We start from the raw sequence: 14,682 nt of genomic DNA on the forward strand, positions 1-14,682 counted from the left end.
CTTCCTCGCCGAGCCGCAGCGCAATCGCCTTGCCGATACCGCTGGCGGCGCCGGTCACGACGACGGGCCTGTCACGGAGTCCCAACATGTCTTCTCCCACCTTCCCTCATCAACCGGCATCTCAAGAAGGGCCGATCTTGTTTTTTCAACGCTAGTTCAACTCCGGAAGGCGCACAAGTTATTTTCTAATGTTCATTAGATTATTGGACAGGCCCGGATTTCCTTTCTACTATCCGACCGGTTCGAAGCGAGCATCATCCGTCCTGAATGTCCGTGTAGCGATCAATTTTCAGGAGACCCTTCAATGGCGATCGAGCAAAGCAAGTCGGACATCAGCCGCACGCGGATTCTCGACGCCGCGGCCAAGACCTTCCGCCAGAAGGGCTACGCCGCAACGACGCTGAACGAGATTGCCAGGGCCGCGGACATGCAGGCGGGCAGCCTCTACTACCATTTCAATTCGAAGGACGAACTGCTCGAGGAAGTTCTCGACATCGGCATCAACCGGGTTCACGAAGCGGTCGAGGAAAGCCAGGAGAACATGCCCGCCGACGCGCCGCCGTATGAACGCATTCGCGCGGCCGTCGATGCCCATCTCACGACCCTTCTGAAGCACGGTGACTACACGTCCGCAAACATCAGCATCTTCGCGCAGATACCGGAGGAAATCCGGCAACGTCAGATCCCGAAGCGCGACGCCTTTTCCGCGCTCTGGCGGCGCATTCTCAGCCGGGCACAAAAGGCCGACGCACTGCGCGACGATGTCGATCTCAGCATGGTGCGCATGCTGCTTCTGGGCGCGCTCAACTGGTCGGTCGAATGGTACAAGCCCGGCAAGACATCCATCCATGCAATGGCCGATCATGTATGCCTGATGCTTCTCGAAGGCATTGGCGCGGATGACGTCATGCGTGGTACGGCAGCAGACAAAGAAGAAGTCGCCTGAGGCGCATTCGCAAGGAGAAGCCCATGAGCTTCCAGAAATCGCGTTACGGTTTTTCGGATGAAGAATTGAAGGCCCTGCCCACGGTCTATCGCGACGATCTCTTTTCCGGGAAAACGGTTGTCGTTTCGGGCGGCGGCAGCGGTCTGGGCAGAGCGATCGCCTACCTCTTCGCACGGCTCGGCGCCAATATCGCCATATGCGGCCGGAGCGAAGAGAAGCTCGCGACGACAGTGCCTTTTCTGGAAGAAATTGGCGCACGTGTCTTCAGCATGCCCATGACGATACGCGACCCCGAACAGGTGGATCGTTTCATCGAAGCGGTCTGGAACGAGTTCGGCGCGCTCGACATTCTCGTCAACAATGCCGGCGGTCAGTTCCCTCAACCCGCCCTCGACTTCAAGGTCAAGGGATGGAACGCCGTCATCGACACCAATCTCAACGGCACCTGGTACATGATGCAGAGTGCTGCGCGCCAGTGGACCGAGCGCAAGAGCCCCGGCGCCATCGTCAATATCGTTGCCGACATATGGCGCGGCATGCCCGGCATCGCACATACATGCGCGGCGCGCGCGGGCGTTGCCTATCTCTCCAAGTCAGTCGCCGTCGAGTGGGCGCCGTACGACATCCGCGTGAATTGCGTCGCGCCGGGCGTCTGCGAAACGAGCGGCTTCAAGCAATATCCCGTTGAAGGCCTCAAATCCTATTATCTCGATTCAAACCCCATGTTCCGCGTCGGCGACGCCCATGACATCGCGCAGGCAGTCGTCTATCTCGCGGCGCCGAGCGGCAAGTTCATCACCGGCGAGGTGCTGACCGTCGATGGTGGCGAACAATTATGGGGAGATCCATGGCCCACCGGACGGCCGGCCTATTTCCAACCGAGGGAAGCTTGAGAAAATCATCTCGGAGAGGATTGGTGGAGCCAGACGGAATCGAACCGACGACCTCTTGCATGCCATGCAAGCGCTCTCCCAACTGAGCTATGGCCCCATCCTTCGTGCGGCGCGGCATGGGGGCCGCGCCAACGGTGGCGGAACTTAGGGCCGCTCTTTCCCTCAATCAAGAGAAACTTGGTCCTGCCGCCCTTTTGCTTTTCAGTGGCGATCAGTCGTCGTCGCCGCCCTTGCCGCCACGGACGATGCCGGTGACATCGTCATCTTCATCCTCGTCGTCCTGAAGGAAGGCGTCGTTGTCATCGTCGTCATCGACTTCCACGTCGACATCGACATCATCCACGTCGATATCGTCGTCGACATCGGCCGCGAGTTCATCGTCCCGCATGGCGTCGAGCGAGACGTTGCCATCATCGTCGGCAGCCACCACCCGTTTGGAGACCTTCTCCCTGGGCTTTTCCACCGGCTTGGCACGCTTCGCCTTCGACCCGGTATCCGGGACATATTCATGCTTGCACTTCGGGCACACGACCGGGTTCTTGTTCAGGTCGTAAAACTTTGCGCCGCAGCTCGGGCAATCGCGTTTCGTTCCCAACTCCGGTTTCGACAAGCTTTACTCTCCCCGCATCGGTTTGCGTCACGGCCAGGTGCCATCAGGGCCCATGGCCTTCGTCCAGAAGGATTTTCCCATTGCCACGTTAAATAGCTCCTGTCAAAACCTATTCGCGCCTCACGACAAACCTGAAAACGGGCGCCTTCCGCGAACGCCGGGAACCGCCCCCGCACAACACCCACACATCGCCATACGGACCTCCATTGGCCTCATCCTCTTCTCATTCTCCCGCCAGCCTGACCGCTGAGCCGTCCCATGGCCTCAATGGCCGGATTCGCGTGCCTGGAGACAAGTCGATTTCCCACCGCGCGCTCATTTTCGGGACGCTCGCCGTCGGTGAAACGCGCATCGAAGGGCTGCTGGAAGGGGAGGATGTGCTTGCGACCGCCGAAGCCATGCGCTGGCTTGGCGCCGAGGTGACCCGCAATGCCGACGGTTCCTGGTCGGTCTGGGGGGTCGGCGTGGGCGGGCTTCGCGAACCGGAACAGCCTCTCGATTTCGGAAATTCGGGAACCGGCGCCCGGCTGGTCATGGGTCTTGTCGCCGGACATCCCATCACCGCGACCTTTACCGGTGACGCCTCGCTGTCGCGCCGTCCCATGGGACGCGTGATCTCTCCCCTGACGCAAATGGGCGCGCATTTCCACGCGCGGGAGGGCGGCCGTCTGCCCCTCACGCTCACCGGCGCGAGACGAGCGCTGCCGATCAGCTACAGGTCGCCGGTCGCCTCCGCGCAGGTCAAATCCGCCATTCTTCTTGCCGGTCTCAACACGCCCGGCGTCACCACCGTTCTCGAAGCGACGCCGACGCGCGACCATACCGAGCGGATGCTGAGGGCCTTCGGCGCCGAAATCGCGAGCGAGACGGACAAGGACGGCCTTCTTGCCATAAGCCTTACCGGCGAACCCGAGCTCACGCCCTGCCCCATCGCGGTGCCGGGGGATCCTTCCTCCGCCGCCTTTCCGGTTGTCGCTGCCCTGCTGACACCTGGCTCCGAGATCGTTGTCGAGGGGATCACGCTCAATCCGCACCGGGCGGGGCTTTATACGACGCTGATGGAAATGGGCGGCGACATCGAAGTGATGAACCAGCGCCAGGAAGGCGGCGAACCGGTTGCCGATCTGCGCGTGCGCTCGAGCCGGCTCAAGGGCATCGAGGTGCCGCCCGCCCGCGCCGCCTCGATGATCGACGAATATCCGGTGCTCGCCGTGGCGGCGGCTTTCGCGGAGGGCACCACCACGATGCTCGGCATCCACGAGCTTCGCGTGAAGGAAAGCGACCGCATCGCCGCGACCGCCTCCGGCCTCAGGGCCAACGGCATCAAGGTCCGCGAGAGCGAAGACGGCATGATCGTGGAGGGGCGCAGTGGCGAGGCCGGCGGCGGCGGGCATGTGACGACACATATGGATCACCGCATCGCCATGTCGTTCCTGGTCATGGGGCTTGCCGCGCAGAAGCCGGTGACCGTGGACGACGCCTCGATGATCGCGACGAGCTTCCCGGATTTCGAGCGCCTGATGCGCGGTCTGGGCGCGAGCTTCGCCGGCCGGGCCCAATGAGCGACGGGACGATGAGCGGATCCGTCGTCCTCGCGATCGACGGCCCGGCTGCATCGGGCAAGGGCACGCTGGCGCGCAAGCTCGCCCGGCATTACGGATTTGCCTATCTCGATACGGGCTCCCTCTACCGCGCCGTCGGCCAGGCCGTTCTGGCGGCGGGCGGCGATCCCGCCGACGACGAGGCAGCGCTTGCGGCCGCGGAAGCGCTCGACACGGCCCTTATCGACGAGAAGGCGATCCGGACGCGGGAGGCCGGGGAAGCGGCCTCGATCGTCGCGGTGAAGCCCGCAATCCGCGCGGCTATCCTCGATTTTCAGCGGAATTTCGCCTTCCGGCCGCCCGGCGGCGAGAGGGGCGCGGTGCTGGACGGACGGGACATCGGCACGGTGGTCTGTCCGGATGCCCGGGTGAAGATTTTCGTGACCGCGAGCCCGGAAATCCGGGCCCATCGGCGCTGGCTCGAACTCAACAATTCGGGGGTCGAGGTCAGCGAGGCACAAATCCTAGAGGATGTGCGCGAAAGAGACCGCCGGGATGCCGAAAGAGCCGCGAGCCCGATGAAGCCGGCAGCCGACGCATACTTGCTCGACACGTCCGATTTGAGTATAGAGGCGGCATTCGACGCTGCCGTCGCGATCATAGACAAAGCAATGAGTTAAGTGCGTTTTCGCCTTTGGGGCGAGCGCGCTTTTTGCCATTGGGATCATGCGATCGCGGGGACAGCCCGGAGATATGTGCAACCCCTAACCGACACTGCCCAAATCCACATGCTCCCGAACATTTCACGATTTCGGGGGAAGACCGCCGGACCCAACCGTCGGCCGAAACATAGAGCATCGTCAGGAGACTTCACCATTGGCTAACACGAACAGCGCGCTCAACCCGAGCCGCGAAGATTTCGCCGCCCTGCTCGAGCAGTCCTTCATGGACAGCAACATGCAGGAAGGTTCCGTGATCAAGGGAACCATCGTCGGCATCGAGAACGATCTCGCCATCATCGACGTCGGCCTCAAGACCGAAGGCCGCGTGCCCCTCAAGGAATTCGGCGCGCCGGGCAAGCCCGCCGCGCTCATCGTCGGCGACACGGTCGAGGTTTATCTCGAGCGCATCGAGAATTCGATGGGCGAGGCCATGCTGAGCCGCGAGAAGGCGAAGCGCGAAGAAAGCTGGATCCGCCTCGAAGTGGCGTTCGAAAAGCAGGAACGCGTCGACGGCCAGATCTTCGGCCGCGTGAAGGGCGGCTTCACGGTCGACCTCGACGGCGCCGTGGCATTTCTTCCGGGCAGCCAGGTCGACATCCGCCCCGTGCGCGATGTGACCCCGCTCATGAACATTCCGCAGCCCTTCCAGATCCTGAAGATGGACAAGCGCCGCGGCAACATCGTGGTGTCGCGCCGCGCCGTCCTCGAAGAGACCCGCGCCGAACAGCGCCAGGAACTCGTCGAGAACCTCAAGGAAGGCCAGGTGCTCGAGGGCGTCGTCAAGAACATCACCGATTACGGCGCGTTCGTCGATCTCGGCGGTGTGGACGGCCTGCTCCACGTGACGGACATCGCATGGCGCCGCGTGAACCATCCGACGGAAGTTCTCTCGATCGGCCAGACCGTCAAGGTGCAGGTCATCAAGGTGAACCACGAGACGCAGCGCATCTCGCTCGGCATGAAGCAGCTTGAAGCCGATCCGTGGGAAGGCGTCGAAGCGAAGTACCCGCTCAACGCGCGCTTCAAGGGCCGCGTGACGAACATCACCGATTACGGCGCGTTCGTCGAACTCGAGCCGGGCGTCGAAGGCCTCGTCCATGTTTCCGAAATGAGCTGGACGAAGAAGAACGTGCATCCGGGCAAGATCGTTTCCACCTCGCAGGAAGTGGAAGTGATGGTGCTGGAAGTCGATCCGGTGAAGCGCCGCATCTCGCTTGGCCTGAAGCACTGCATGGACAATCCCTGGACCACCTTCGCCGAGCGCTTCCCGCCCGGCACGATCGTCGAGGGCGAGATCAAGAACATCACCGAGTTCGGTCTCTTCATCGGCCTCGACGCCGATGTGGACGGCATGGTGCACATGTCCGATCTCGACTGGAACCGGTCCGGCGAGGAAGCCATGACCGACTACCAGAAGGGCCAGGTGGTGAAAGCCCAGGTGCTCGACGTCGACACCGAGAAGGAGCGCATCTCGCTCGGCATCAAGCAGCTCGGCGGCGATCCGATGGAATCGCTCGGCGACAGCATCCGCAAGGGCGCGGTCGTCACCTGCACGGTGACGGGCGTGACCGAGAACGGCATCGAGGTGACGGTCGGCGAAGATAACATGCCCGCCTTCATCCGCCGTGCGGAACTCGCGCGCGACCGCGCCGACCAGCGCCCCGAGCGCTTCGCCGTGGGCGACAAGGTCGATGCCCGCGTGACGCAGTTCGACCGCGCCGCCCGCAAGATCCAGCTCTCGATCAAGGCGCTGGAAATTGCCGAGGAAAAGGAAGCGGTCGCCCAGTACGGTTCGTCCGATTCGGGCGCATCGCTTGGCGACATTCTCGGTGCGGCCCTCAACAAGGCCAATACCGAAGACAAGTAAGACGAGCCGGCGGGGTGGACATCCACCCCGCCGGACCCTTTTTCGAAGCTTCCCTGTTTCGCGTCCCCGGCGGCCACACCTCCCCATGGCCCCAGAATCGCCCGTCAGAACCCTCGTTCCGGTGCGTCCCTAACCGCAAAAGCGGTAGCCACTTTCGCCAAAAACGCTTTAAGCTCCCGGCACTTGTTCGCACCTTCCCAAGGAGAGCCTCCCCGTGTCCCTGGATGCAGATACGCTTGCGGACCGGCGGCGCCTGAAGCGCCGCCTGTTCTACTGGCGGGCCGGCGCCATCGCGGCCCTCGTCCTTGCGCTCATCGTGCTGCTTGCCGAAGGCGGGTTCGTGCTGCCGGGCGCGCAGATCGCACGGGTCTCGATCTCGGGCATCATCGTGGACGATCGCGCCCAGCAGGACATGCTCGAACAGATCGCCGAAGACGGCAACGTCAAGGCAGTCATTCTCTCGATCGACAGCCCGGGCGGAACGACCACGGGCGCGGAGGCGCTGTTCGAATCGGTGCGCAATCTGTCGGAGAAGAAGCCGGTCGTTGCTGTGCTCGGCACCGTGGCGGCATCGGGCGGTTACATCGCCGCCCTCTCGTCGGACCATATCGTCGCGCGCGGCAACACGATTACGGGCTCGATCGGCGTCATTTTCCAGTGGGCGCAGCTCGAAGGCCTGCTCGACAATATCGGCGTCGAGATGCGGGAAGTGAAATCGGCCCCCCTGAAGGCAGAACCGAACCCCTTCCACAAGGCAAGCCCGGAGGCCATCCGGGTTACACAGACGATGCTCGACACCTCCTATGAATGGTTTCTTCGCCTCGTTGCCGAGCGGCGCAACATGGATGCGGCGCAGGCACGCAAGCTTGGCGACGGACGCATCTATACCGGCTGGCAGGCGGTGGAGAACGGCCTGGTGGACGAACTGGGCGGCGAAAAGCAGGCCATCGCCTGGCTGGCGAGCGAACATGGGATCAGCGACAAGCTGCCCGTGAGAGACTGGACACCCGTTTATCCCGATATCGGCGTCGCGGGCTTCGCGGGGCGTGCGCTGGGCGAAGCCGCAGTCACGACCATTGACGGGCTGACCGGAAAAACACAGCAGGCAAAAAGACTTACACTTGACGGTCTTACGAGCGTTTGGCAACCTGACCGCTGATATGGGAAGAGCTTCCGCCGCTACCGGTGGCGCGCGAAGCCGACGGAGAAGAAGCCGGGGGACGGAAGAACATGATCAAGTCTGAACTCGTCGCCCGCCTCGCCCAAGCCAATCCGCATCTCTACCAGCGCGACGTCGAACGTATTGTCAGCACGATTTTCGACGAGATCAGTGCGGCGCTCGCGCGCGGCGACCGGGTGGAGCTTCGCGGCTTCGGCGCCTTCTCGGTGAAGAACCGTCCGGCACGAACGGGGCGCAATCCCCGCACCGGCGAACCTGTGCATGTCGAGGAAAAGTCCGTGCCCTTCTTCAAGACGGGCAAGGAACTGCGCGAAAGGCTCAACAATGCCGATATCGCGGACGACAAGCTCATGAATCACGACGACAACGACGACAGCGACGACTGACCCGTCTGCGGCGCGGCTTCGTCCCGCCGACTTGTTCCCGTGTTCCAAACCGGAAGTAGAGCCTCGTGAAACTCCTGCGCTGGATCGTTTTGCCCCCGGTCGTCATCCTTGCCATGGCCATTGCCGTTGCGAACCGGAGGCCGGTCCTGTTCAGCCTCGATCCGTTCGACACGGCCTCTCCGGCGCTTGGCCTCGAAGTGCCACTTTTTCTCGTGATCCTGGTTTCCGTGCTCGCCGGCATCCTGTTCGGCGGCCTCGGCGCCTGGGCGCAGGCCCGGCGGAAAGCCGCAAAATCGCGGGGGACCGCCGCCACGGGCGAGACCCTGCCTGCCTTGCGCGACTGAGGCGAGAAAACGAGGCCTCCGGCCGGACGATCTGATATAACGCCCGCAACCGGAGCAGCAATCCCATGACACCCGACAACCCCGTCTTCTGCGCCCTCGACACGACCGATCTCGGCCGTGCGGAGACGCTTGCGCGGAGCCTTCAGGGTTCCGTCGGAGGGGTAAAGATCGGCATGGAATTCTTCAATGCGCATGGGCCTGCCGGCTATCGCGCAGTCGCGGCGGCAGGCCTGCCGATCTTCCTCGACCTGAAGCTCCATGACATTCCAAACACGGTCGCCGGCGGCATCCGGGCGGTGCTGCCGCTCCGCCCCGCGATCGTCAACGTCCATACCGCGGGCGGCGCGGCCATGATGCGCGCGGCCGCAGACGCGGCGCAGGAAGCGGGCGGCGACCGGCCACTCGTCATCGGCGTGACCATGCTGACAAGCCTCGATGCCTCCGACCTTGCCGATACCGGCGTCACCGGCAGCCCGGCCGACCATGTACGACGGCTCGCGAACCTCGCAGCCAGCTCCGGGCTCGACGGCGTCGTCTGTTCCGCGCATGAAATCGAGGTACTGCGGCACGACCTGGGCAAGGAGTTCAAGCTGATCGTTCCGGGCATCCGTCCCGCAGGCAGTGACATTGGCGACCAGAAACGTGTGATGACACCCGCCGAGGCGGTGGCACGCGGTGCCGATCTGCTCGTGATCGGCCGCCCCATCACCGGCGCGGGCGATCCGCGCGCCGCGGCCGAAGAGATCGGCCGGTCGCTAGCGGCGTGAACGAGATGAGCGTCCGGGTGAAAATCTGCGGTCTGTCGACACCCGAAACAGTGGCAACCGCTGTTGCGTCAGGGGCTGACTATCTCGGCTTCGTCTTCATTCCGAGAAGCCCTCGGAACATTTCGCTCGAGCAGGCGCGCGCATTGGCGGAGGGCGTTCCTTCCTCCGTGCTCAAGGTCTCGCTCACCGTCGATGCCGACGACCGGACGCTTGACGGGGTGGTCGAGGCGCTCCAGCCGGACATCCTGCAGCTTCATGGCGCGGAGACGCCGGAGCGCCTGAAAGAACTCAAGGCTCGCTATGGCCTCACGCTCATGAAGGTCATCGGCATTGCCGGACCCGACGACCCGCTCAAGGCCGCCATTTACCGCGATTCAGCCGATTTGTTGCTGTTCGATGCCAAACCGCCTAAATCTATGGCAGGCGCTTTGCCGGGCGGCAACGGACTCGTTTTCGACTGGTCCCTGATCGCCGGACACAGGCCCGAAACACCCTGGATGCTGTCCGGCGGACTCAACGCGGAAAACGTCGCCGAAGCGATCCGGATTACGGGCGCCGAGGCTGTCGACGTTTCGTCCGGCGTCGAGGATGCGCCGGGCCGGAAGAAGCCGGAACTGATCGAGGCCTTCATTCGGGCGGCAAAGGCCGCCTGAGCTGGCGGGCATGACGGACAAGGAAGTGGCAAGCGTGAGCCTGACGAAAGCAAATTCACTTCGCAGCGGCCCGGACGAACGAGGCCGCTTCGGCATATTCGGCGGACGCTTCGTCGCAGAGACGCTGATGCCGCTCGTGCTCGATCTCGACAAGGCCTACCGGCACGCGAAGGCCGATCCCGCCTTTCAGGCGCAAATCGACTACATGCAGCGCGACTATGTGGGCCGCGAAAGCCCGCTCTATTTCGCCGAGCGGCTGACCGGGCATCTTCGTGAAAAGTCCTCAGTCTCCGGCGGCAAGGGCGGCGCGAAAATCTATTTCAAGCGCGACGAGCTCAACCACACGGGCAGCCACAAGATCAACAACTGCCTCGGCCAGATCCTGCTCGCCATGCGCATGGGCAAGACGCGCATCATCGCCGAGACGGGCGCGGGACAGCACGGCGTCGCGACGGCGACGGTCTGTGCGCGGTTCGGCCTCCCCTGCGTCGTCTATATGGGCACCACCGATATCGAGCGGCAGAAGCCGAACGTCTTCCGCATGAAGCTGCTGGGCGCGGAAGTGATCCCCGTCACGTCGGGCACCGGCACGCTGAAAGACGCGATGAACGAGGCGTTGCGCGACTGGGTGACGAATGTCGAGAACACCTACTATCTGATCGGCACCGTTGCGGGGCCGCATCCCTATCCCGCCATGGTGCGCGATTTCCAGTCGGTCATCGGCGAGGAGACGAAGCGGCAGATGATGGAACGCGAGGGGCGGCTGCCCGACAGCGTCGTCGCCTGCATCGGCGGCGGCTCCAACGCGATGGGACTTTTCCATCCCTTCCTCGACGATCCCTCCGTGAAGATTTACGGCGTCGAAGCAGCGGGCAAGGGCATCGAGACCGGCGAACATTGCGCCTCGCTCAAGGGCGGGTCGCCCGGCGTGCTGCATGGCAACCGCACCTATCTGCTGCAGGACGAAGACGGGCAGATCAAGGACGGACATTCGATTTCCGCCGGGCTCGACTATCCGGGCATCGGGCCGGAACATTCATGGCTGCATGAAACCGGCCGCGCGGAATATGTCTCGGCGACGGACAGGGAGGCGCTCGACGCCTTTCAGCTTTGCTCGCAGCTTGAGGGCATCATCCCGGCACTCGAACCCGCGCATGCGCTTGCCTTCGTGACGAAACTCGCGCCGACGCTGCCGAAGGATCACCTGATGGTGATGAACCTGTGCGGGCGTGGCGACAAGGACGTCTTCGCGGTCGCCGATCACCTGGGGGTGACGCTGTGACGACACGACTGGAAAAGCGCTTCGCTCAATTGAAGTCGCAGGGCCGCGCCGCTTTCGTCACCTTCATCACGGCGGGCGATCCCGATTTCGACACGACGCTCGGTCTTCTGAACGGCCTGCCCGCGGCAGGCGCCGATGTCATCGAACTCGGCATGCCCTTTACCGATCCGATGGCAGATGGACCTTCCATCCAGGCTTCCTCGCAGCGCGCGCTGCGCAACGGCGCGAGCATGAAGAAGACGCTGGAACTCGTGCGCCGCTTCCGCGAGAGCGACAACGACACGCCGATCGTTCTGATGGGCTACTACAATCCGATCTACCACATGGGCGTCGAGACCTTTCTCGGGCGCGCCATCGAGGCCGGCGTCGACGGGCTGATCGTGGTCGACCTGCCGCCGGAAGAAGACGACGAGCTGTGCGTTCCCGCGATGAAGGCGGGGCTCAACTTCATCCGCCTCGCCACGCCGACGACGGACGACAAGCGGCTGCCGGCCGTTCTCGCGAACACATCCGGCTTCGTCTACTACGTTTCCATCACCGGCATTACGGGCTCGGCGAGCCCGCAGGCCCGCAATGTCGAAGCGGCGGTGAAGCGGATCAAGGGTCATACCGATCTGCCGGTCGCGGTCGGCTTTGGCATCAAGACGCCGGAGCAGGCAGCCGAGATCGCCCGCGCGGCGGACGGCGCCGTGGTCGGCTCCGCGATCGTCGATGCGATCGCGAGGGAAATCGGAACGGACGGCAGGGTGACGCCCGGCGCCGTGGAGCGCGTTCTGGAATTTGTTGGCAAGCTTGCAGACGGCGTTCATGCCGCGCGCAAGGCAGCCGCCGAATAAGGAGTTCAGCCGATGAACTGGATCAACAATGTCGTCCGGCCGAAAATCCAGCGGGTCTTCAACAAGAAGCAGCAGACCCCCGACAATCTCTGGCACAAATGTTCGGCCTGCGGCGAGATGATTTTCCACCGCGATCTCGAAGCGGCGATGCGCGTCTGCCCGAATTGCGACAACCATATGCGTCTCGGCACGAAGGAGCGCTTCGCCTCCCTCTTCGACAATGCGGACTACCAGCTTGTGCCGGTCGACGCCGTGGCGATCGATCCGCTGAAGTTTCGCGATCAGAAAAAATATCCGGACCGTCTGAAGGAGGCCCGCTCGAAGACTGGCCGCGACGACGCGGTGACGGTTGCGCATGGACCGCTCGACGGTGTCGAAACCGTGATCGCCATCGAGGATTTTTCCTTCATGGGCGGCTCGCTCGGCATGGCGGCGGGCGAGGCGATCATTCGCGGCGCGGAAATAGCCCTCGAAAAGAAGGCGCCTTATATCCTCTTTACCGCAGCCGGCGGTGCGCGCATGCAGGAGGGTATTCTCTCGCTCATGCAGATGCCGCGCACGACCGTTGCGCTGCAGCTCGTGCGCGAAGCGGGCCTTCCCTTCATCGTGGTGCTGACCGACCCGACGACAGGCGGCGTGCTCGCCTCCTACGCCATGCTTGGTGACGTCCAGATCGCGGAGCCCAAGGCGCTGATCGGCTTTTCCGGCCGCCGCGTCATCGAGCAGACGATCCGCGAAAAACTGCCGGACGATTTCCAGTCGGCCGAATTCCAGTTCGCCCACGGCATGATCGACATGATCGTGCATCGCCACAAGATGAAGGACACGCTCGCACGCGTGGTCCGGCTGATGACGCACCGGCCACGCAGCCCGCGTCAGCAGAGCGCCAACGTGCCCGCGAAAACCGCGGCGCAAGCGGCACCGTGAGCGGCGGCACCGTCACTTCCAGCGACGTCATTCTCGAACGGCTGACGAAACTTCATCCGAAGCTGATCGACCTCTCGCTCGACCGGACCTGGCGCCTGCTCGCGGCGCTCGGGCACCCCGAGCGCGCCTTGCCGCCGGTCTTCCACATTGCGGGGACGAACGGCAAGGGCTCCGTTTCGGCCTATCTCCGCGCGGCGCTCGAAGCGGGCGGCTATGCCGTCCACTCCTATACCTCACCGCATCTCGTGCGCTTCCACGAACGCATTCGCCTGGCGGGCCGGCCGGCAAGTGCGCCGATACCGGAAGAGAAGCTCGCCGCGCTTCTCGACGAATGCGAAAGAGCAAACGCAGGCGAGCCCATCACCTTCTTCGAGATCACGACCGCGGCCGCCCTGCTCGCCTTCTCGCGCGAGCCCGCCGACGCGCTCATTCTCGAAGTCGGCATGGGAGGCCGGCTCGACACGACGAATGTCGTCGGCAAACCGGCGGTCAGCATCATCACGCCGGTCGATCTCGACCATCAGGCATTCCTCGGGGACACGATCGAGCTCATCGCGGCCGAAAAGGCGGGCATATTGAAGCGCGGCGTTTCCGCCGTGATCGGTCCGCAGATGGACGAGGCGCGCGTTGCCATCGAAATGGCGGCGGAGAAGACCGGCGCGCCGCTCTTCCTTCACGGGCAGGATTTCACCGCACATGAGGAGGGTGGTTCGCTCGTCTATCAGGACGAGGACGGGCTGCTCGATCTGCCGCTGCCGCGATTGCCGGGACGGCACCAGATCGACAATGCGGGTGTTGCCATCTGCGCATTACGCAAGGCGGGCATCCTGCCGCTTGCGCGCGAGGCGATTGCGCGTGCCATGACGGACGTCGAGTGGCCCGCACGCTTGCAGCGGCTGACGAGAGGCCCGCTTCTTACGGCGCTGCCGCACGGGGCCGAGCTCTGGCTCGACGGAGGACACAATCCCGCCGCCGGACGCGCCGTGGCCGAAGCGATGGCCGATCTCGCGCAACGCGATCACGACGACGATCCGCGCCCGCTCATTCTCGTCAGCGGGATGCTCGATACGAAGGATGCCGGAGGTTTCTTCGCGCCTTTCCGCGGGCTCGCCGCTCATGTCGAGACGATCACGATCCCCGATACGCCGGCGAGCCTGACGGCGGAAGCACTGGGCGAGGCGGCGGCAGGTGCGGGGCTCGATGCCCATCCGGCCTCGTCGCTTGGCGAGGCACTGGAGCGTGCGTGCCTTGCCGCGGGGCGGGCGACGCCGCGCATCCTGATATGCGGCTCGCTCTACCTCGCCGGCCAGGTCCTCGCGGAAAACGGCTGAAACGAAAAAGGCCGGTCGCTCAGGACCGGCCTTTCGAAACGTAATCGAAGAATCAGAGGGCGCTGTCGATCCACTCGACGATCTTGCCTTTCGGCAGGGCGCCCACCTTGGTCGCCGCCACCTGACCGTCCTTGAAGATCATCAGCGTCGGGATGCCGCGCACGCCGTACTTCGTCGGCACGTTCGGGTTCTCGTCGATGTTGATCTTGGCGACCGTCAGCTTGCCGCCATAATCCTTCGCGATTTCCTCGAGCGCCGGACCGATCTGCTTGCAGGGACCGCACCATTCCGCCCAGAAATCGACCAATACGGGCCCACTCGCATCGATGACATCGGTCTCGAACGATGCGTCGGTCACTTTGTTAGTCGCCATTTTCCTTGTCCTTTCTGGCCGTCG

The 14,682-nt window shown here is 63.7% G+C and carries 16 protein-coding genes and 1 tRNA gene; 14 read left to right on the forward strand and 3 right to left on the reverse strand.

Annotated features, from left to right (window positions below):
* Positions 1-304 precede the first annotated feature (304 nt).
* Both ACKUUH_RS14430 and ACKUUH_RS14435 read left to right on the forward strand, forming a co-directional pair.
* Positions 305-946, forward strand: coding sequence for a TetR/AcrR family transcriptional regulator (locus ACKUUH_RS14430; protein ID WP_407950614.1), 642 nt, complete (start codon positions 305-307; stop codon positions 944-946).
* A 23-nt stretch (positions 947-969) separates the two neighbouring features.
* Positions 970-1,839, forward strand: a complete 870-nt coding sequence (locus ACKUUH_RS14435; RefSeq protein WP_407950615.1) for an SDR family oxidoreductase — start codon at positions 970-972, stop codon at positions 1,837-1,839.
* 21 nt (positions 1,840-1,860) lie between these two features.
* Here ACKUUH_RS14435 and ACKUUH_RS14440 read toward each other — a convergent pair.
* Together ACKUUH_RS14440 and ACKUUH_RS14445 are read right to left on the reverse strand one after the other, a co-directional pair.
* Positions 1,861-1,936 (reverse strand) — tRNA-Ala (locus ACKUUH_RS14440).
* 114 nt (positions 1,937-2,050) lie between these two features.
* Positions 2,051-2,449 carry a TIGR02300 family protein gene (locus ACKUUH_RS14445; RefSeq protein ID WP_407950616.1) on the reverse strand — a complete coding sequence of 133 codons (399 nt, stop codon included), beginning with the start codon at positions 2,447-2,449 and terminating at the stop codon, positions 2,051-2,053.
* A gap of 206 nt (positions 2,450-2,655) precedes the next feature.
* Between ACKUUH_RS14445 and aroA the strand changes: the two genes are divergently transcribed.
* The 12 genes from aroA (at position 2,656) to ACKUUH_RS14505 (ending at position 14,285) form a co-directional block, all read left to right on the forward strand.
* The gene (gene aroA / locus ACKUUH_RS14450) at positions 2,656-4,011 is read left to right on the forward strand and encodes a 3-phosphoshikimate 1-carboxyvinyltransferase (RefSeq protein ID WP_407950617.1); all 1,356 of its coding nucleotides are present in this window, start codon (positions 2,656-2,658) and stop codon (positions 4,009-4,011) included.
* A gap of 11 nt (positions 4,012-4,022) precedes the next feature.
* Positions 4,023-4,670: a (d)CMP kinase gene (gene cmk, locus ACKUUH_RS14455; RefSeq protein WP_407950618.1), complete on the forward strand. Its 648-nt coding sequence runs from the start codon at positions 4,023-4,025 to the stop codon at positions 4,668-4,670.
* Positions 4,671-4,839: 169 nt separating this feature from the next.
* On the forward strand, positions 4,840-6,579 hold the full coding sequence (gene rpsA / locus ACKUUH_RS14460; RefSeq protein ID WP_407950639.1) for a 30S ribosomal protein S1: 1,740 nt from the start codon (positions 4,840-4,842) through the stop codon (positions 6,577-6,579).
* Between the two features lie 214 nt (positions 6,580-6,793).
* A complete protein-coding gene (gene sppA / locus ACKUUH_RS14465; protein ID WP_407950619.1) occupies positions 6,794-7,738 on the forward strand; it encodes a signal peptide peptidase SppA in 945 nt (314 codons plus the stop codon).
* A gap of 71 nt (positions 7,739-7,809) precedes the next feature.
* Complete coding sequence (locus tag ACKUUH_RS14470; RefSeq protein ID WP_407950620.1) at positions 7,810-8,145, forward strand: integration host factor subunit beta; 336 nt, start codon at positions 7,810-7,812, stop codon at positions 8,143-8,145.
* Between the two features lie 65 nt (positions 8,146-8,210).
* Positions 8,211-8,489 (forward strand): DUF1049 domain-containing protein, encoded by a 279-nt coding sequence (locus ACKUUH_RS14475; protein WP_407950621.1) that lies wholly within the window; start codon positions 8,211-8,213, stop codon positions 8,487-8,489.
* Positions 8,490-8,554: 65 nt separating this feature from the next.
* Positions 8,555-9,256 (forward strand): orotidine-5'-phosphate decarboxylase, encoded by a 702-nt coding sequence (gene pyrF, locus ACKUUH_RS14480; RefSeq protein WP_407950622.1) that lies wholly within the window; start codon positions 8,555-8,557, stop codon positions 9,254-9,256.
* A gap of 5 nt (positions 9,257-9,261) precedes the next feature.
* Positions 9,262-9,909, forward strand: coding sequence for a phosphoribosylanthranilate isomerase (locus ACKUUH_RS14485; protein WP_407950623.1), 648 nt, complete (start codon positions 9,262-9,264; stop codon positions 9,907-9,909).
* 10 nt (positions 9,910-9,919) lie between these two features.
* Positions 9,920-11,191: a tryptophan synthase subunit beta gene (gene trpB / locus ACKUUH_RS14490; protein ID WP_407950624.1), complete on the forward strand. Its 1,272-nt coding sequence runs from the start codon at positions 9,920-9,922 to the stop codon at positions 11,189-11,191.
* A complete protein-coding gene (gene trpA / locus ACKUUH_RS14495) occupies positions 11,188-12,027 on the forward strand; it encodes a tryptophan synthase subunit alpha (protein WP_407950625.1) in 840 nt (279 codons plus the stop codon). The genes trpB and trpA overlap by 4 nt, the downstream gene beginning before the upstream one ends.
* Before the next feature lie 12 nt (positions 12,028-12,039).
* On the forward strand, positions 12,040-12,954 hold the full coding sequence (gene accD, locus ACKUUH_RS14500; protein ID WP_407950626.1) for an acetyl-CoA carboxylase, carboxyltransferase subunit beta: 915 nt from the start codon (positions 12,040-12,042) through the stop codon (positions 12,952-12,954).
* Positions 12,951-14,285 (forward strand): bifunctional folylpolyglutamate synthase/dihydrofolate synthase, encoded by a 1,335-nt coding sequence (locus tag ACKUUH_RS14505; RefSeq protein ID WP_407950627.1) that lies wholly within the window; start codon positions 12,951-12,953, stop codon positions 14,283-14,285. The genes accD and ACKUUH_RS14505 overlap by 4 nt, the downstream gene beginning before the upstream one ends.
* 52 nt (positions 14,286-14,337) lie before the next feature.
* On the opposite strand, the gene trxA is transcribed toward ACKUUH_RS14505, so the two are convergent.
* Entirely contained in the window at positions 14,338-14,658 is a 321-nt protein-coding gene (gene trxA / locus ACKUUH_RS14510) for a thioredoxin TrxA (protein WP_407950628.1), read from the reverse strand.
* Positions 14,659-14,682 lie beyond the last annotated feature (24 nt).

This window comes from Parvibaculum sp., assembly GCF_045863935.1.
Lineage (GTDB): Bacteria > Pseudomonadota > Alphaproteobacteria > Parvibaculales > Parvibaculaceae > Parvibaculum.